General features: G+C 56.6%; 17 protein-coding genes. 4 read left to right on the top strand and 13 right to left on the bottom strand.

The features are described from left to right. Window position 1: 1 nt before the first annotated feature. A complete protein-coding gene (kdpA, locus tag J3P93_RS08480; RefSeq protein WP_434596546.1) occupies window positions 2-1,696 on the bottom strand; it encodes a potassium-transporting ATPase subunit KdpA in 1,695 nt (564 codons plus the stop codon). Window positions 1,697-1,704: 8 nt separating this feature from the next. Further along, window positions 1,705-1,794, bottom strand: a complete 90-nt coding sequence (gene kdpF, locus J3P93_RS08475) for a K(+)-transporting ATPase subunit F (RefSeq protein ID WP_007899818.1) — start codon at window positions 1,792-1,794, stop codon at window positions 1,705-1,707. Between the two features lie 425 nt (window positions 1,795-2,219). Here kdpF and eat point away from each other — a divergent pair, with 425 nt between their 5' ends. From eat to J3P93_RS08460, 3 genes are all read left to right on the top strand, one after another. Beyond that, window positions 2,220-3,584 carry an ethanolamine permease gene (gene eat, locus J3P93_RS08470; protein ID WP_434596541.1) on the top strand — a complete coding sequence of 455 codons (1,365 nt, stop codon included), beginning with the start codon at window positions 2,220-2,222 and terminating at the stop codon, window positions 3,582-3,584. A 130-nt stretch (window positions 3,585-3,714) separates the two neighbouring features. Continuing rightward, window positions 3,715-3,882 carry a DUF2897 family protein gene (locus J3P93_RS08465; protein WP_203418912.1) on the top strand — a complete coding sequence of 56 codons (168 nt, stop codon included), beginning with the start codon at window positions 3,715-3,717 and terminating at the stop codon, window positions 3,880-3,882. 137 nt (window positions 3,883-4,019) lie between these two features. Beyond that, the gene (locus J3P93_RS08460; protein WP_434596539.1) at window positions 4,020-4,574 is read left to right on the top strand and encodes a TetR/AcrR family transcriptional regulator; all 555 of its coding nucleotides are present in this window, start codon (window positions 4,020-4,022) and stop codon (window positions 4,572-4,574) included. Here J3P93_RS08460 and fabF read toward each other — a convergent pair. The 4 genes from fabF to J3P93_RS08440 form a co-directional block, all read right to left on the bottom strand. Then, window positions 4,571-5,845: a beta-ketoacyl-ACP synthase II gene (gene fabF, locus J3P93_RS08455; protein ID WP_434596537.1), complete on the bottom strand. Its 1,275-nt coding sequence runs from the start codon at window positions 5,843-5,845 to the stop codon at window positions 4,571-4,573. The genes J3P93_RS08460 and fabF overlap by 4 nt on opposite strands. A gap of 17 nt (window positions 5,846-5,862) precedes the next feature. After that, a complete protein-coding gene (locus J3P93_RS08450; RefSeq protein WP_434596535.1) occupies window positions 5,863-6,660 on the bottom strand; it encodes an SDR family NAD(P)-dependent oxidoreductase in 798 nt (265 codons plus the stop codon). A gap of 210 nt (window positions 6,661-6,870) precedes the next feature. Beyond that, window positions 6,871-7,206, bottom strand: a complete 336-nt coding sequence (locus tag J3P93_RS08445) for a ComEA family DNA-binding protein (protein ID WP_434596533.1) — start codon at window positions 7,204-7,206, stop codon at window positions 6,871-6,873. A gap of 110 nt (window positions 7,207-7,316) precedes the next feature. Then, window positions 7,317-9,311: a polysaccharide biosynthesis protein gene (locus J3P93_RS08440; protein ID WP_434596530.1), complete on the bottom strand. Its 1,995-nt coding sequence runs from the start codon at window positions 9,309-9,311 to the stop codon at window positions 7,317-7,319. A 376-nt stretch (window positions 9,312-9,687) separates the two neighbouring features. On the opposite strand from J3P93_RS08440, the gene J3P93_RS08435 reads away from it, so the two are divergent. Beyond that, window positions 9,688-10,431, top strand: a complete 744-nt coding sequence (locus tag J3P93_RS08435; RefSeq protein WP_434596528.1) for an SGNH/GDSL hydrolase family protein — start codon at window positions 9,688-9,690, stop codon at window positions 10,429-10,431. Window positions 10,432-10,439: 8 nt separating this feature from the next. Here J3P93_RS08435 and J3P93_RS08430 read toward each other — a convergent pair whose 3' ends face one another. From J3P93_RS08430 to J3P93_RS08400, 7 genes are all read right to left on the bottom strand, one after another. Beyond that, a complete protein-coding gene (locus tag J3P93_RS08430; RefSeq protein ID WP_434596525.1) occupies window positions 10,440-12,044 on the bottom strand; it encodes a glycosyltransferase in 1,605 nt (534 codons plus the stop codon). A gap of 370 nt (window positions 12,045-12,414) precedes the next feature. Next, entirely contained in the window at window positions 12,415-13,431 is a 1,017-nt protein-coding gene (locus J3P93_RS08425; RefSeq protein ID WP_434596523.1) for an MraY family glycosyltransferase, read from the bottom strand. Continuing rightward, window positions 13,428-14,399, bottom strand: coding sequence for a UDP-glucose 4-epimerase family protein (locus J3P93_RS08420; RefSeq protein WP_434596521.1), 972 nt, complete (start codon window positions 14,397-14,399; stop codon window positions 13,428-13,430). The genes J3P93_RS08425 and J3P93_RS08420 overlap by 4 nt, the downstream gene beginning before the upstream one ends. A 174-nt stretch (window positions 14,400-14,573) precedes the next feature. Beyond that, on the bottom strand, window positions 14,574-15,950 hold the full coding sequence (locus J3P93_RS08415) for an FAD/NAD(P)-binding protein (protein ID WP_434596519.1): 1,377 nt from the start codon (window positions 15,948-15,950) through the stop codon (window positions 14,574-14,576). Then, on the bottom strand, window positions 15,947-16,540 hold the full coding sequence (cysC, locus tag J3P93_RS08410; RefSeq protein WP_223631206.1) for an adenylyl-sulfate kinase: 594 nt from the start codon (window positions 16,538-16,540) through the stop codon (window positions 15,947-15,949). The genes J3P93_RS08415 and cysC overlap by 4 nt, the downstream gene beginning before the upstream one ends. A 168-nt stretch (window positions 16,541-16,708) precedes the next feature. Then, window positions 16,709-18,055 carry a glycosyltransferase gene (locus J3P93_RS08405; protein ID WP_434596516.1) on the bottom strand — a complete coding sequence of 449 codons (1,347 nt, stop codon included), beginning with the start codon at window positions 18,053-18,055 and terminating at the stop codon, window positions 16,709-16,711. A 46-nt stretch (window positions 18,056-18,101) separates the two neighbouring features. After that, window positions 18,102-19,034, bottom strand: coding sequence for an NAD-dependent epimerase/dehydratase family protein (locus J3P93_RS08400; protein WP_434596514.1), 933 nt, complete (start codon window positions 19,032-19,034; stop codon window positions 18,102-18,104). Between the last annotated feature and the right edge of the window lie 32 nt (window positions 19,035-19,066).

Here is a 19,066-nt window from a genome sequence, read left to right as displayed (position 1 = left end):
CTCAGAAGCCCAGGCTCAGATGTTCGGCAATCGGGCCCAGCGCCAGGGTCGGCAGAAAGGTCAGGCCGCCCACCAGCAAAATGGTCACGGTCAGCAGGGTCACGAACAGCGGGCCGTGGGTCGGGAAGGTGTTCTGGCCGATCGGTGCGGTTTTCTTCAGCGCCAGGCTGCCGGCCAGTGCCAGCACCGGGAGGATGTAACCGAAGCGTCCGATCAACATGCCCAGGCCGAGCATCAGGTTGTGAAACGGCGTGTTCGCACTCAGGCCACCGAACGCCGAGCCGTTGTTGGCGCCCGCCGAGGTGTAGGCGTAAAGCAACTGGCTGAAACCGTGCGGGCCGGGGTTGCTGATGGTCGCCGCCGGACCAGGCAAAGCGGCGGCGATCGCACCGAGAACCAGCACGCTGACCGGCATCACCAACAGCGTGATCACCAGTAATTGCACTTCCCGCGCCTGGAGTTTCTTGCCGAGGTATTCCGGCGTGCGCCCGATCATCAGGCCGGCGAGGAACACCGCGATCAGCACGTTGAGCAACATGCCGTAGAGCCCGGCACCGACGCCGCCGAAGATCACTTCGCCGACCATCATGTTGACCAGCGCGACCATGCCGCTCAGCGGGTTGAGGCTGTCGTGCATGCCATTGACCGAACCGTTCGACGCCGCCGTCGTGGTCACCGACCACAGCACGGTGGCGGTGGTGCCCAAGCGCGCCTCTTTGCCTTCCAGCGGCGCGGTCTGTTCGACGGCGGCGTTGCTCAGGGTCGGGTTCGGCTGATATTCGGCCCATAGCGAAGTCGCACCGCCGATCAGGAACAGCGCCAGCATGCAGGCGATGATCGCGCGGCTCTGGCGCAGGTCCTTGACGTAATGGCCGAAGGTAAACACCAGCGCTACCGGAATCAGAATGATCGACGCGACTTCGAACAGGTTGCTCCAGGCGGTCGGGTTCTCGAACGGATGCGCCGAGTTGACGCCGAAGAAACCGCCACCGTTGGTGCCCAGTTGCTTGATAGCAATCTGGCTGGCGGCCGGGCCCAGGGGAATGACTTGATCGACACCCTGCAGGGTCACCGCGTTGACGTACTGCGCAAACGTCTGTGGCACGCCCTGCCAGACCAGATACAGCGCCAGCAACAGGCACAGCGGCAGCAGGCCGTAGAGGGTGGCGCGGGTCATGTCGACCCAGAAGTTGCCGAGGGTCTGCGCTGATTTACGGCCGATGCCACGGCATAGCGCGACCAGCACGGCGAGGCCGGTGGCGGCACTGACAAAGTTCTGCACGGTGAGGCCGACCATCTGGCTCAAGTAGCTGAGGGTCGCCTCACCGCTGTAGGACTGCCAGTTGGTATTGGTCATGAAACTGACCGCAGTGTTGAACGCCTGCGTCCACTCCTGGCCCGGCAGGTTCTGCGGGTTCAGCGGCAGGTGATCCTGGAACAGCAGAATCGCGAACAGCAACAGGAAACCGGCGAGGTTGAACGCCAGCAGCGCCAGCGTATATTTCTGCCAGCTCTGCTCCGCCTGTGGATCGACCCCGGCAATGCGATAGCAACCGCGCTCGAGCGGACCGAGAATCGGCGTCAGCCAGGTGCGCTGGCCTTCCATTACCTTGTAGTAGAAGCGTCCCAGGAACGGCGCCGGCAGCAAGACCAGCGCAAAGAAGCCGAGGATCAGCCAATAGTCATAACTGTGCATAGCCGCTCCTAGTTCCGGTCCGCGCGCAACAGCGCAACCAACAGATAAATGAACAGCCCCACTGCCAACAGCAGTGACACCCCGTCCAGAACGCTCATGGAAGATCTCCGTGTAACGGCGTATTGCCGCGTGTGCAGCGATTGTCGGGAAGGAGGCTGTAAAGGAACGAGAGCGAGGGTGAACGCGGGGCATAAAGAATGCGTAAAGAGTGGGTTTATGCAGGGTTTACGGCGATTTTTTGCAGCGTCAGCTCGGGCCGCATCGCGGGCAAGCCCGGCTCCCACAGGTTACGCGCTGGAATCAGATTCAGCAGACGACGCAGAACCCTGTGGGAGCGGGCTTGCCCGCGATGACTGCAGCACATACGACAGTGCACCCAACTGGCGCACGAAAACGTGCTATCCGGTGCTCAACATCGCTAATAACGACGGCGTTCCGCCCATTACGACTTGCCAATACAAAATGGCACGCCCACTGCACACGCCCTTCCCCGAAGCTTTCCAATCCTTCAGGGAGCAAGCGCATGAACACACAACTCAAACCCACGCTGGGCACGCTGCACCTGTGGGGCATTGCCGTGGGGCTGGTGATTTCCGGGGAATATTTCGGCTGGAGTTATGGCTGGGGCGTCGCCGGCACACTGGGCTTTCTGGTCACCTCGTTTATGGTCGCGACCATGTACACCTGCTTCATCTTCAGCTTCACCGAACTGACCACCGCGATTCCCCATGCCGGCGGGCCGTTTGCCTATAGCCGCCGCGCATTCGGCGAGAAAGGCGGATTGATCGCCGGCCTGGCGACGCTGATCGAGTTCGTCTTCGCACCGCCAGCGATTGCGCTGGCGATCGGTGCTTACCTGAATGTGCAGTTTCCAGCGCTCGATCCGAAACACGCTGCCGTCGGCGCCTACATCGTGTTCATGGGCCTGAACATCCTTGGCGTGAAACTGGCGGCGACCTTCGAGCTGATCGTCTGTGTGCTGGCGGTGGCTGAACTGCTGGTGTTCATGGGCGTAGTCGCGCCGGCGTTCAGCTTCAGCAACTTTGCCCTCAACGGCTGGGCGGGGTCAGATGTCTTCGGCGCACCGGCGATTGCCGGGATGTTCGCGGCGATTCCATTTGCGATCTGGTTTTTCCTCGCCATCGAAGGCGCGGCGATGGCGGCCGAAGAAGCCAAGGACCCGAAACGCACGATTCCCAAGGCATACATCAGCGGCATTCTGACCCTGGTGTTGCTGGCGATGGGGGTGATGTTCTTCGCTGGCGGCGTCGGTGACTGGCGCACCCTGGCGAACATCAACGACCCGCTGCCGCAAGCGATGAAAACCGTAGTCGGCGACAACTCCGGCTGGCTGCACATGCTGGTGTGGATCGGCCTGTTCGGGCTGGTTGCCAGCTTCCACGGCATCATCCTCGGCTACTCCCGACAGTTCTTCGCCCTCGCCCGCGCTGGCTATCTGCCGGCCTCGCTGGCGAAACTGTCGCGCTTCCAGACCCCGCATCGCGCAATCATCGTTGGCGGCATCATCGGTATCGCGGCGATTTACAGCGATGGCTTGATCAACCTCGGCGGCATGACACTCACCGCCGCGATGATCACCATGGCCGTGTTCGGCGCCATCGTGATGTACATCATGAGCATGCTCAGCCTGTTCAAACTGCGTAAGTCGGAACCGAATCTGGAACGCACCTTCCGCGCGCCGTGCTATCCGTTGGTGCCGATGATTGCGCTGGTGCTGGCGGTGGTGTGCCTGGTGGCGATGGCGTGGTTCAACACGCTGATCGGGCTGATTTTCCTCGGCTTCATGGCGGTCGGTTTTGCTTACTTCATGATGACCGGCCAATTGCGCGCCGATGCGCCGGCCGATGCGATGTTGACCGGCAATTGACCCGGGGCCGGGTGTAGCGGGCAGAAGCGGCCTAGAATGGAACCACTGCGAAGACGTTTCGCTCAAACGTGGTATGCAGCGTCGCACGGCGAAATCCTCGCCCGTCGCGCTGCCCTTAAGGAGAGCCGTTATGCCCTGGTATGCCTGGTTGATTCTGGTTGTTGCAATCGGCTCGATCGTCGGTGGCTTGATGATGTTGCGCGACACCGCCAACAAGGTCGAACTCACCGATGAAGAACGCAGGCGCGTTGCCCAGCGCAATGCCGAAGCGGATGCCAAGGACGCAAACGATCGCTGAAACCAACCCCGCCTGACCGGCGGGGTTTGCTTTTTATATAGCCATCGGATCTGACCGCACGCTTTTAAGAAGTAGAAGTACAGTCACCATCTAATTTTCCTTGGTTAAGATGCGTGCATTGTTGCGGAGAGTTCCCGATGCGTTATTCGCAAGACCATAAAGCCCAGACCCATCAACGCATCATCAAGGAAGCCTCGGCGCGCTTTCGCAAGGACGGCATCGGCGCCACCGGCCTGCAACCTTTGATGAAAGCGCTGGGGCTGACCCATGGCGGTTTCTATTCTCATTTCAAATCCAAGGACGATTTGGTCGAGAAGGCCTTGCAGGAGGCCGGCAACCAGGTCGACGGTTTGTGCGCAGAGATTTTCGCCCAGGACAATGCACTGGATCTGTTCATCGAGACCTACCTGTCCGAATGGCATCAAACATCACCGGATGAAGGCTGCCCGCTGCTGACCATTTCCTCCGAACTGGGCCTGCGCGGACAACCGAGCCCCACCAGTGACGAAGTACTCAACGCACGGCTGACGCAAATCGAGAACAGCCTCGACGGCGAGAGCAATGCCGACCGTGCCGTCGTGATCATGTCGACCCTGGTCGGCGCGTTGCTGCTGTCACGCAGCGTCGCGGATGCCGGGTTTGCGCAACGCATTCTCGACGTCACCCGCGACCACCTGAAGAATCGCGACTAAGCCTGCCAGCGTTTGAACAACACGCTGGCATTGACCCCGCCAAAACCGAAGCCATTGGACAACGCATATTCGATCGGCATGGACCGCGCCTGACCATGGACGATGTCCACCCCTGCACTCGTCGGATCAGGATTATCGAAGTTGAGCGTTGGCGGCACAACCTGATCACGAATCGCCAATAGCGTGAAGATCGCTTCCAGCCCCCCGGCGGCGCCGAGCAAATGCCCCGTGGCGGATTTGGTTGAAGTCACAGCGATTTTGTTTTCGGCACCGAACACAGCCTTGATCGCCGCCAGTTCGCCAAGATCGCCTACCGGCGTTGATGTCGCATGAGCATTCAGATGCTGGACCTGAGCCGGCTCGATAGCGGCCTGCGCCAACGCCAGCTCCATCGCACGCCGCGCACCGCTGCCATCTTCCGGCCCGGCGGTCAGGTGGTAAGCGTCGGCACTTGTGCCGTAGCCGACCAGTTCGGCTAACGGTTGTGCGCCACGTGCCAAGGCATGTTCGAGTGATTCGATGACCAGCAGACCGGCCCCCTCGCCCATCACGAATCCGTCACGACCGCTGTCGAACGGTCGCGATGCGCGCTCAGGCGTGTCGTTGTAACCGCTCGACAGCGCTCGCGCTGCGGCGAACCCAGCAAGACTGACACGGTCAATGCACGCCTCAGCCCCGCCGCACACCGCAATGTCTGCTTCACCGGAACGAATCAACCGCGCCGCATCGCCGATCGCTTGGACGCCCGCCGCGCATGCTGTGACCGGCGCGCCCAGAGGCCCTTTCAGGCCATGCTGGATCGAGACATGACCGGCGGCAAGATTAACCAAAAAGGATGGGATGGTGAACGGCGACAAGCGCCGAGGACCGCGACTGTCGGTGGTGCGCACCGCGTCGGCGATCGCGCCAAAGCCGCCGACTCCGGAGCCGATGATTGTCGCGGTACGCTCTCGGTCCTTATCCTCTTGCGGATGCCAGCCAGCTTGATCCAGCGCTTGCCGGGCGGCCTCCATGGCAAACAGAATGAAGCGGTCCATTTTCTTCTGTTCCTTCGGCGCCGTAGCGCGATCCGGATCGAAACCGGCCTCGGCATCCTCTTCCGCGGTTGGCACGCTGCCGCCGACCCGCGCAGGCAAGTCAGCAACCACTGCGTCCGGCAGATTGCGCAGCCCGGAACGCCCGGCGAGCAAACGCTGCCAGACTACTTCGACACCACTGCCCAACGGTGAAACCAGGCCCATGCCTGTAACCACAATTCGACGCGAATCCATATCCTGCTGACCTCCGATCAAGATTTGTAGCGTTGCGCCGCAACACTGCGTGACAGATTCGGCACCATGACGTGGCGCGCAGCGACGAATGCCTGCCACTCACGCGCGTCAGGCAGCGATGGAATAGTGACCAACTCGCCCTGATCCAGCCCGGCCAGCGCAGCATCAACCATCTCGTCAGCCTCCATGATCATCTCCGCCGGGATGCCACTGGCATCGGTGCCCGAGCGTGCCCAGATCTCGGTACGCGTTACGCCGGGCAACACCGCCTGCACCTGCACACCGGTACCCTCAAGCTCGGTATGCAGCGATTGCGTCAGGCTCAGCACGTACGCCTTGCTCGCACTGTAGGTGGCGTTGAACCGTTCAGGAAACAGCGCGACCACCGAAGCAATGTTGATGATCGTGCCACGGCCAGCCTTGGCGAAACTGGCAGCAGCGGCCGATGCCAAGCGGGTGACCGCTGTGATGTTCAACTGGATCAGTTGCTCCAACTGATCCAGATCGGCGTTGGCCAACAAGCCATTTGCCGCAACACCCGCGTTATTGACCAGTAGACTGATGCTTGAATCACTGCGCAGCCGCTGTTCGAGTTTGAGCACATCATCTTTTTGCGTCAGGTCCGCTTTCAGCACTTCGACCTGCACACCGTACGCTTCCCGCAAGCGGCTCGCGGCACTTTCCAGACGATCCTTGTCACGGGCTACCAGCAGCAGATCAAACCCGCGTGCTGCCAGGCGCTCAGCGTAAATTGCTCCAATGCCGGACGACGCGCCGGTGACGAGCGCGGTACCTTGGGATTTTGCGGAATTCATGAAAATGCTCCAGAAGGCTGGGTGAAATGGGTTGCCCAATCACGTCGGCGCGACCGATCGGCAAATTATTATAGGCATAATGCCAAAGCAATATGATAGCCGTAATTTAAAATCCGAGCTGGATCTGATCGCGCAGGCCACCGGAGTCATCCCTGCACTCAATCAAAAAAGGCCGGTCAATGACCGGCCTCTTGGCGTTGAACACTCAGCTTAGTTGACTTCCAGCTTGTCGCGGTTGCGATCCAGAATCGCTTTACCAATCCCCTTCACTTCCAGCAACTCATCTACCGAAGCAAACGGCCCGTTTGTATCACGGTACGCAACAATCGCCTGCGCCTTGGCTTCACCGACACCAGCCAGCTCTTTCTGCAGGGTTGCCGCATCGGCGCCATTGAGATCGACCTTCGCGCTCGGCGCAGGCTTAGCCGCATCCATCACCATAGGCGCTTTGGAAGACTCTACCGGCGTGACAGGTGCAGCGATCGTGGCGATCGAGGCGCTGGTCAGGAAGGCGAAAATCAAGGAGTAGAAAAAACCGGTACGCATAAGTGACGCTCCATCATCGTTTGAGAAAGCAGCTTTTCCGAAGCTGCTCTCCAAACGTAGGTCATGATGGGGTTATGTCAAAAATGCGAGCGTTACAGGATGTGAAACAATCAGGGTTCGAGGCGGCGTTGCTGGTAGATCCAGTCGACGATCTCACCGTCGGGGGTGTAGCCGCTGACCGTTTCTCGCAAGAGCTGGCGGACACGTGCATAATCATCGCGCTCAACCGCCATGAGCAATTCGCTCAGCTTGCCCTTCAGAACGTCCCACGTCAGATGATCTTCACTTGCCGTCATGATCATCGGGTGTTCAGTGGCGGCCACGTTATCGCCGATCAATAGCTCTTCATAAAGCTTTTCGCCCGGCCGGAGCCCGGTGAATTCGATGGAAATATCACCTTGCGGATTACGCTCCGAGCGAATACTGAGGCCGGAAAGATGGATCATTTTCTCCGCCAGCTCGACGATCTTGACCGGTTCGCCCATGTCCAGCACAAATACGTCCCCGCCTTGTCCCATGGAACCGGCCTGGATAACCAGTTGAGCGGCTTCAGGAATAGTCATGAAATAACGGGTGATTTTCGGGTGCGTGACCGTCAACGGGCCGCCGGATTTGATCTGACTGTGAAACAACGGGATAACCGATCCCGAGGAGCCCAGGACATTTCCGAAACGGACCATGGTAAACCGGGTCTTGTTGACGCGCGACACGTTGGCACTGTCGCCAAACAATACTGGCGCGGTCTCTCGACTTAGAGCCTGCAGCGCCATCTCTGCGAGGCGCTTGGTGCTGCCCATGATATTTGTAGGGCGCACGGCTTTATCGGTTGAAATGAGCACGAAGTTCGATACACCGGACTGCAAAGCGGCTTGCGCTGTATTAAGCGTACCGATAACGTTGTTGAGCACACCTTCAGCAATATTGTGTTCAACCATGGGCACGTGTTTATAGGCCGCCGCGTGATAAACGGTATCCACTTTCCAGGTTTTCATCACATCCAACAGCTTGTCCTGGTGGCGGATAGAACCGAGGATGGGCAATAGACGCACCGGAACAGCCTGTCTGTTAACACGTTGTTCAAGCTCGGAAAGAATGCTGTAGAGGTTGAACTCACCGTGCTCGAACAGGACAAGCGTGGTCGGTCCCAAGGTGAAAATCTGCCGGCAGAGTTCTGAGCCGATCGAACCACCGGCCCCCGTAACCATCACGACTTTGCCGCTTATACAGCGCGCCAGCAGATCGGCCTGGGCCGGCACTGCGTCACGCCCCAGCAAGTCGGCGATATCCACTTCCTGGATATCTTCAACCTTGACCCGACCGCTGGCAAGGTCGGTGAAATTCGGAACACTGCGTACATGAAGCGGGAATCCCTCAAGCAGGTTGAGAATTTCCCGGCGCCTGGCGCGTGTCGACGACGGCAGCGCGAGGAGTATCTCCTGGGCCCCGGTCACATCGATCATCTGCTGGATTTGCTTGGGTTTATAGACCTGAAGCCCGGAAATCGAGCGGTCGGAAATGCCCGGATCGTCATCGATGAACGCCACCGGACGCATGACGCGGCCCATGCGCAGAGCGGCAACCAGTTGATTACCGGCAACACCGGCACCGTACACGGCGACCTTGGTCAAACCGTCGTCTCGGCTGGTAAACGGTACGTGCTGCGCGGCCGTGAACCAGTCGCCCATGAAAAACTGGCGCATGCAAAGGCGCAAACCGCCAATGATCATCATGCTCAACCACCAGTAATTGAAGATGATCGATCGCGGCACTACGGCTTCGTGGTTGCTATACCAGTAGACGACCACAGCAAGAATCAGTGACGACAGGCTGACCGCTTTGACAATGGCAATCAGGGCGTCGTTACCAAAATAACGCATCACGGCCCGGTACATGCCAAAGCGGACAAAGAGAGGTATAGCGATGAAGGGGGCAAAAACAAAGAGCCAGATATGGGCCTTCAAGGGATTGTACATATCATCGATGCCCAGGCGAACGATGAACGACAGCCAGAGGGCAACCCATACCAAGACGACGTCAGTAGCCACCTGCAGCAAACGCTTTTGCTTACGAGGCAAGCCCAGCAAGACAGCCCGCACTTTATCCATTCACCCGCTCGAGCACGTGGCTCCCTCCTTAACAGTCGACGACCAGCATTGTAACCTCAATGCTTGCTTCTCCATCTGAATAATTGGTCAGATAATTCGCAGGTTTGTCACAAATTCGCGAGCAAAAATCTTGGGTGGCCCTGATGTTTCGCGCTTGAAAAAAAACGCAGTTCAAGGACCAATGCGACGTCTACAAGATCATCCGCCGAGCCTGGAAAACGAGAACTGTTTCTCTGGACATGAGTCACCCTGTACCTCAAGGGTTGCTGCCACCGGATTTTCCCGCTTCAACTAGGCGCGGATTCTCCGACTCTATAGACTTTCGCCCCGAACCCGAGCATCAGCTCAAATCATTGAATCAAGGGAATTACAGGCAATGATCCCAGTACTTGTGCTCGGCGATTCTCACGCATCGGTTTTCAGCTGTGAAAAAATAACAGCGCTACTACCCGGGTATTCGTTTGAAGTGACGTCAGTCGGCGGCGCAACTGTATCCGGTTTGCAAAATCCGAACGCCGTCACCCAAGCCAGGCCTCGGTTCATCTCAGCACTGGAAAAGACAGCGGCAACCACTGTGATCGTTATGTTAGGCGAGGTAGATACCGGATTTGTTATTTGGTATCGGGCGCAAAAATATGGCACCCCCGTTAGCCAAATGCTGCAATTGGCAATCGATAACTACCAGAAGCTGTTGAAAGATATCGCTCGTACGCACGAGGTAATTTGTATTAGTACGCCTCTCCCCACCATCAGAGACGACATGGACTGGGGAGAAGTGGCCAATTTGCGTAGAGAAGTGGCAGCCTCTCTCGCTGAAAGAACCCTGCTGACAATTAAGTTCAATCACCTGATGGAGAGCTTTTGCATCTCGGAAGGCATCAGCTACCTGAATTTTGACAACCAATCCACGGACGATTCAGGCAATCTCAAGGAATCACTTCGAAATTCAGATCCGAGCGACCACCACTATGATCCTTCAGCACACGCGTTGATGATTGGACCGTTACTGGCCCCTTTGCTCCAACGCCTCCACTTCCATCCGGATGGTTACCGGGCGCAGCCGGGCGCGAAGCAAACTGTGCGCGAAAAGCTGCTGAACTTCCTACAGCGCTGGAAATAGCGTTCGGCTTATTCGGATTCATTCCAGGCGCCCTGAGGGCAACCCGCACGAATATAGTCAGCGAATGGATCGGCTCCTGCTTTAGCAACCCCGTGCTCGGCAAGGTAGACGTCCGCGCGAAAACTGGCGTGTAGACGTTGAGGGTTGATGCCGCGGGCGTTTCCACGGACGTAATCCTGCACGTCCTCGGCGTTCGCGTTACCCCCGGCCGAGCCAAACAGACCGGAGTCCAGGATAGTCGTTACATCATGCTTTTCCTGTCGAGCATTCTCATGTCCCTCGTTACCCAGTCGCTCAAGCTGGCCAGCGTACTTGTCTGCGTCAAAGTACGTCTTGGATGCCTCATAGGATTGATTCGCTACATGCTCGTGGAACGCGCGAGAACTGGCGAGTGCGGATAACTTCTGAAAAGCGCTGTCCACGTCGAGATAATCCGCAACGCACGCCTCATGTAAACCACAAGTATCCAGAAAATCTGCAATACCGCTCGCTTTATCGAAGCAAACCACCGGTATGCGCATCGTCAATGCGTCTATGGCGACGTTAGGCAATGGATCCAGACGCGATGAAATGAACAATGCGTCGGCTTCTGAATAGGCGGCGTTGATATTGGATGTTTCGCCCAGCATCAAAAAACGGTCCTGCAATCCGGAACGCTTGATCTGATCCGCCAGATAAACAGAATATCCGTCCTCAAGTTGCGGGTCGTAGCCCCTGCCAATCCAGACAAACCGAAACGTGCCGCCCCCCGGCCCACGCATAGCCTTGATGGCACATTGAATAAAGAGATCAACGCCCTTTCGAAAAGTGACGTACCCAGCCCCCAGCACAACAAACTTTCTTTCGGTGTCGCCTTCAGGACGGATCAGCTCTCGCAAAGATTCCGACGCTTCCAGGCTCTGACGCTCGGTGTGCTGTTGCTCCGGCAGGACACAACGCCCTTGAGGCATGATCAGCGGCGCAGCAAGTTTCAATTCCGGCAACGACTCTATCGCGTTGTCTAAAGTCAGCGCGGCGGAGAATACCAACTTTTCTGCCCAAAGAATCGCATCAGACAACAACGCCTTCGAGCTGGGATAAGAAGAGGCAAATTCATGAATTAAATAAATCGAAGGAATAAAATTTCTGGCAAGTGGCTTCAGGATGATATTGCTTTCAAGGCTATTCACCAGCGCAAACTTAAAGTTAAATTTTTTGCTCAACAGTTCAACTACTTGTCCTGAATACTCAGAATTCCCTTTGATCCTCAAACCTTTCACCAATACAACTGCCGCTTCTTGAAAAGCACTCAGCAATGGCCCCTCACCCAGCAGAAGCACAACAACGTTGTATCGAGCAGACAAGCGCTGGACAAGATCAAGAGCGAGTATGGGCGCTCCAGAGCGAGACGCTTCGTGACTCACCACCAATATCGTTTCCCGCTCGGGATTCGCCGCGCGAGCTGTAGACAGATAAATTCCCGGCAAAGAATAGGGCCGCCACACCTCGTGTCGACCGTATTTCAGGAAGTGCTCAACGGGATCAACCAGGCCGAGATCCGGGTTCATCTTCAAATATAAATCGGGATCAAACTCTACCGGAAGCAAACTCAAGTCGAGTTTTTCACGCTCCACCCCTGCGCCCACATGAGTGTTGCGACGGAACTTAGCGGCAAGCCTGAAGCGAATCGAGTTAATTACCCTACGAATAACCTTCCGTAGTAGATCTGACAATGAGCCACTTCGAGACAAAATCTGATCCTTTTTCTTGCGCTTGAATAGAAGACAGCATTCATCAGAGCGATCCCTTCTCCCGTCGATAAACTACGGATTGAGGGAGGGCGTAACTCATGACGAAATTCCTTATTCGGGGAAAATCGAAACCTGGGTGTTGAACATCGCCAGGAGCTCACTCTGGTCGATAATGCAGACACCCCGGCAAACAAAAAATTCCAATTTTTACTCGCGCAGCCACGAGGAAGCTCTGCGCCTGCGGGACGCTTTTTCAGCGATCTTCAAGTTGTCCGGCACTGAACTTTATGGCCAGCCAGACAAGTGGCAAGTAAGCCACAACCAACCCAAGTGCACCGTCCATTTTCAAGTAGCTTACGCAGAGCGCAATCGGCAGCAGCCAGAACACATTGATCAGCCCGACTGCCATGGTCACGGGCAGGTGCTTGCCAAACTGTCGGGACGCAAACTGATAGGCGTGGCTGCGATGCGCCTCGTAGATTTTATCGCCGCGCAGCACTCGACGCATCAACGTGAACGTTGCATCAACGATGAACACGCCAAGCAGTATCAGCCAGACCCACAGCAACCCGGGGTCAGTCCATGCCGCCTGCAGTGACAACACGCCAAGGATGATACCGAGGAAGCCACTGCCCGCATCGCCCATGAAAATTTTTGCCGGGGGAAAGTTCCAGCATAGAAAACCGGCAGCGCATACCGTCAGTAACGCAGGTGGCCATAACAGTTGCGGGAAGTCACTGAGCCAGTAAATCAGACAGGCACCAGCGCATGTCGTGACGGCTTCGACACCGGCAATACCGTCAATACCATCCATGAAGTTGTAGAGATTCAGCATCCAGACCAGATAAAACAACGCGAGAAAATGCCCGAGCCATCCCAGATCAACGCTGACACCGGCAATTACCAACGGCGATAGCCCACCCACCCAATAAACGCCCCAAGCGGCGGCCGAAAAATGCGCCAGCAGGCGCCACCGGGCGGCGATGTGACCGTGATCATCCAGAAAGCCGATAACCGCCGTGATAGCGCCGGCGCCGACCAAAGCAATCGACGCGTCCTTTGTCGTCAATCCGATGGCGAGCAAAACGCACAAAGCGAAGATAAAGGTCAGAACGATAGCCAAACCACCACCACGCGGCGTTGGAATCGTGTGGGAACTGCGCTGATTGGGAATATCGATCAGGCTGCGCGAAATTGCATAGCGTCGTAAACAACCCGTGAGTGCGAACGACAGGATCGCAACAACCGGAACTAGCCAACACTCATTCATTTTTTTCGAGCATCCAGAAATGGTTTTACTGTAGCGTCCAGAGCCCGCGAAAAACTGACCGGCGGAACCCAGCCCAACAGACGTTGATTCTTACTGATATCGACTTCCAGGGAACCAAAGATGCGCTTTGCGACAGCCTCTTTACCCAATAGTTTCGCCGCAGCACTCATCAGGCTCACCGGCAACGGTATTAACAGAGAGGGCTTGTGCAGCGCAGCAGACAGAGTGCGTAACAGCTCGGTTGTCGAGACGTCATGCCCGTCGCTGACCAGAAATGTCTGATTAGCCGCCGAAGGGTGCCTCATACACGTCTCGATCAAATCCACCAGATTATCCAGACTGACCAGGCTGCGCTTGTTATGCACCGCACCGAACGGCAACGGCATTGCGCGTTGTAGCCAGCGAATCATGCTGAGGAAGTTGGCTTTGACGCCCGCGCCATACACCAGAACGGGCCGGATGATGACCACTTCCATTCCGGTAGCGATTGCGAGCGCCTTCAATCCAAGTTCGGCCTCAAGTTTGGAAATGCCATAAGGGTCCAGGGGCGCGGGCGGATCATCTGCTGTAAACGCAATGCCAGGCGAAGTGGATTCGCCATTGACCTTGATCGAGCTGATGTAGATGAAGCGCTTCACGCCTGCATGTGCAGCCTGCCGGCCCAGATTCAATGTGGCATCGACATTTACCCGCCGAAACTCGGTCAGCGGATCAGCAGCGGATTCATCCATGACATGAACCCGTGCCGCGCAATGCACCACCACATCAACCCGATCAAGCGCATCTCGCCAATCGACATCAGCCGTCAGATCCGCAAACAGGAAACGCCGAATGGATTGGGGGAGATCGCTACATTCCTTGCGCAACGCGGCAATCAAGGAATACTGCCCGCTGGCATCCAGGTGTCGCAGCAAAGCACCACCCAAAAAGCCTGAGCCGCCGGTGACAAGTACCGTTTCAACGTTCATTGGTCAGGCTCGGTAACGAATATTGACACTTGGAATTGCATCACGACTATTAACCATCAAACTATTCAGAACAGAATTTGACCCCGCCGCAGAAAGCGAGGCCAAACTACGCGTCACTGGGCGCCAGTGATGCCTGAAAAGACAAGCCCCTGACACTGACAGCCACGATATGAATCAGCCGATTTTCTCGGCAACCCGCAGCGCCAGATCACGCGCGTAACGCCTGAGTTCTGGCACAGCCGTGGCCTCCCAGAATCGCGCCTTGAGCATTGGCCCGACGTAACTCAGCCAACTGACGGGAACACCGTGCTCGTCTTCAACGCAAAGGGCCTCATCCACACAAATGCCCAGCCCGAGTTCATCCAATCGAATCAGCCCTGCCTGCCGCAATTGCGCGATCAAGCGGTCATCAACCCGCGCCAAATTGGAGTTCGGTCCGGTGCAATTGATGATATGCGAAACATCCAGAGACTCTGCCACCCCAGTGCCACGCAGTCCGACTTGCACACGTAAACCATTGAGCAACACTTCGATGTTCTGGATTCTGCCCGCCATCGGCTTCAACCGACCCTGCTCCAACTGCGCGGAAAACGCCGCATACGAGGCCGGTGCAACTCTGTGACGATGGGCGTCCCAGTACACTTGGACGTGACGCAGGAAACGCAGGCGCTCGACATCACTCAACCGCTCCCACAGTTGTGCGGTGACTGGACGCGCGGCGGCGATGACATCGCGCCAGTCGACATCATCATTAGCGGCAACGCGGACCAATGAACGCATGTTGCGCATATAGCTGCGCACACTCGGTGTGGAGGCCAAAAGCGTTTGCACCACCTCACCGGCGATGCTATCGGCGTGCCCCGAGGTGCGATGGGGCAGCGGCTGAACGCCTCGCCGTGACAGCATGTACACCGGCCCGGTGTGCCCTTGCTGATCCAGAGTCAGCGCCACATCCAATGCGGTCAATCCTGCGCCCAGCAACAGAATCGGAGCCTTCGAATCGATTGGTACCTCTATCTCTCCCGACCATGGATCAGCGAGATAGCGCCCTGCGGCGCGGGGAATCGAGGTGATGGCCGGATTGAACGGAGAGAAGTTGCCGAAGGCGAGAATCACATGGTCAGCCAGTATTTCCCGGCCATTAGCGATACGTATCCGGGCTTTGCCGCGATCCGCTTCGATGCTGTGAGCCTCGGTCGTGATCCGCTCGAAACTGACGCCATCACGGCACTGATTCTCAGCCTCGGTGAGCAACGCCGAGAGGTATTCACCGTAGAGCTTGCGAGGAACGAAAGATCCCGACGAAGTACCCGGCAGGCGAGTCTCGCAAAAACGCAGAAAATGATCAGGCTGATCAACAAGCGCTGTCATATTTCCCGCCGGCACATTCAGCAGGTGCCGCGAACTGTTGGTTCCATAGGCGAGACCACGGGCCATCTCACCGGAACGGTTGAGCAACACCACTCGAGTGTCAGGCTTGCAGACCCGAAGAAACTGAACAGCAGTTACCGCGCCACTGAATCCGGCACCAATGATGACCAGCGTCTTCAACGTTCGATCCGTCCAACCAGGTACTGCATGATTTTCGCGACAGACGCGTGCACATCTTCTTCAAGAGTGTTGATCGTGATATCCGGTGTCAGCGGAGGCTCATACAACGAGTCGATACCGGTAAAGTTCTTGATCATGCCCGAGCGAGCCTTACCGTACAGCCCCTTCGGATCGCGGCGCTCACATTCCGGTAAAGGCGTGCTGATGTAGACCTCAACAAAGAACTCATCACCTATCACATCGCGCGCCAATGCCCGGTCAAGGCGAAATGGCGAAATAAAAGCGCTGACGACGATCAGGCCAGCGTCAACGAACAATTTGCCAACTTCTGCAATACGACGGATGTTCTCCGCCCGATCATGATCATTGAAGCCCAGATCACTGCACAGACCAAGGCGCATGTTATCCCCGTCCAGCAGGTAGGTATGACGATTACGCTCAAGCAGTGCCTGCTCAAGAGCATTGGCAATCGTCGACTTGCCGGCACCGCTGAGCCCGGTGAACCAAAGTACCACTGGTCGTTGCTGTTTAAGAGCACTCCGCTGCTCCCGATCGACAACCATTTGATGAGCGACAAGATTTTCCGTCATCGAAACTACACCGCAGTTATATATACATTGACTTAAATCAGGCTTTCAACGCCGAAAGGAATTGGCTTTGCGCGCATTGAACCCAAGTTCGTAATTAAGCTTGAAGAATAGACCCAGCGTCTGCCGGCGCCAAGAAAAACCTCTACACCGGAACAATAGCCGACGCCGTTACTTGGATAACGTCCATCTCTGTAACAACTCATTTACATAAGCGGCAACGGATTTTGGAGGTGTGGAATTCGACGACAGCTTTGCCAATAAATCCTCCTCGGCAAGCAGTCGTTTCAATGCGCTTTCAAGGCCCGACACGCTGCCTGGGTCAAACAGCAATCCATTGAAATCATGGGTCACGACCTCAGCGATTCCGGGTACATGGGAAGCCACAACCGGGCAACCGGCAGCCTGTGCTGAATAGACGACCAGTGGCGTATTTTCATTCCAAACCGAAGGGACCACCAATGCATCCAGCCCACCCAGGACGGTGAATATGTCTTCGTTGGCAAACGTGCCGCAAAATTTTACCGCTTCGTTGCCATCAGCCAGTCGATGCAAACCGGCAACATAGCCGGGAAAATCCGTTTGCTTGCCGTAAATTCTCAGCTGTAAATCGCGAGCAGAAAAACGCTGCAGAGCCTCAAGAAGCACATGACAACCTTTGTGTGACGCGAGCGTGCCAACGAACCCCAATACCAAGGGACCCTCGCGCCGCGCCCGATCTCGCACTACGACTGGAGGCTCAAGATTGATGCCATAGGACGACCTGACCAGGATGTCTGGCCGCACGCCATAACGTGTCAACAGTGTTTCGATCATCCGGTTCGGCGCAATGATGCCCTGCAGAAGATTCAGCCGCCGAACGTTACGCTCGAGACGACCACTCAACGCCCGCACCTCACGTACCACCGGGCCAGCCGGTATGCGCGACGAGCGAACAATGCGCACGACCGTATCACTAAAGACATCCGGCACCGCGGTCATGAGCCTGCCAATGCGCTCAGGAAGCTGGCTGGCAGCAAAGTGCACGACACAATTGCCCGCTTCCTTGCTCGGGCCCGCGCAGGTTCTCCCACCACAACGCAGCAACTGCCCGGTAGGACAAATACTCCAGAAGTCGGTTGGCGTGTAATACGCAGGCACACCGGCATCGACCGCTTTTTCGATCAGGCCGGTGCCGAGACGATTGAGGTGAAAGAAATGCACGACATCCGGCCTGAACTCTTCCAGCAAGCGCCCGAAAAAGTCAGCGGCCAGATGGTTATCATATCCGATCTCAATTTTTGAAGTTTGGTCTCCCATGGGCACATAGGCATGCCGAAAACGATCAACCAGAATGGAGTCGTAACGATATTGATCGAAGCGCTCACTGTCCGCGAGCGCCTCGGTAGCCGGATAGCCCGTAAAAACCCTGACCTCATGGCCAAGGGCCTTCAATACGCGGGCAACGGACAGCGTCAAAACCTCTGTACCAGCGGAAAACTCCGGGAAAAACTGATGAACAGTGAGCAGGACTTTCATTTGTAACCAACGCTGGCACCGAGCAGGCGGTAACTCACCCGACCCCTCACTTCTGCTGTTCGTTCTTGGCCCACTCGAAAGTTCGCACGATCCCTTCCTTCATCGAAACCTTGGGCTCCCAGCCCAGTTCGTCGCGCGCCAAATCGTTGCTCAGTACACTCACTGGCACATCGAAAGAACGGCCAGGCTTGTAGTTACGGGCAACCGGCTCACCGCTGACTTCTTCGATCATCGACATAAGACTGTTCAGGCTGGTTCCCACGCCGGAACTGATGTTGAAGACACTGGCGCTACCCGAGTAGGTAGCCGCCTTGGCGAACGCCTCGGCCACATCGCTGACATGCAGGAAATCGCGTTCGACGCTACCATCCCCCCAAATCTCGATCGGCAAGCCCTTCAGCACGTTGTGGATGAACACACCCACCGCGCCCTGCGCAGTCTCCACGCGCTGACGCTCGCCGTAAGGGTTGGCGACCCGCAGAACAACAGGCTTGATGCCATACAGATGGCTGTACATTTGCAGATATTTCTCGATGGTCAGCTTGGTGATGCCATAAGAAACTTCTGGATCGGTCGGGTGTTTTTCGTCGATCGGCAGGTACTTCGGCGCGCCATAGACAGTGCCTCCGGAAGAAATGAAAACGATTCTGCCAACCTCGTGCGCGACCATTGCATTGAGCAGTTGCAAACTTGCAACGACATTGCTCTGGACATCGTAGACCGGATCTTCATTCGAGCTTTTCGGCAGCGTGGTGGAGACCAGATGAAAAACAACGTCTGCACCTTCTACTGCCTTGTTTATATCACTGGTGGACGACAAATCACCTGTCATCCATTCGACGGATTCATTGGGCAAGAACTTACGATATTCCCCCACTCGCGGACGCTCGAATACTCGGATCGAATGCCCGTCTTGCAACAAGCGATCAACAATAGTCGACCCGATAAAGCCGCCGCCGCCAAATACCGTAATTTTCATAAAAACTCTCGACTGACATCGAAACTATTGCA

The organism is Pseudomonas sp. R3-57 (genome assembly GCF_051132065.1).
Lineage (GTDB): Bacteria > Pseudomonadota > Gammaproteobacteria > Pseudomonadales > Pseudomonadaceae > Aquipseudomonas.
Note: the sequence above shows the minus strand (reverse complement) of the source record. Positions and strands in the feature narration are given on the sequence as shown.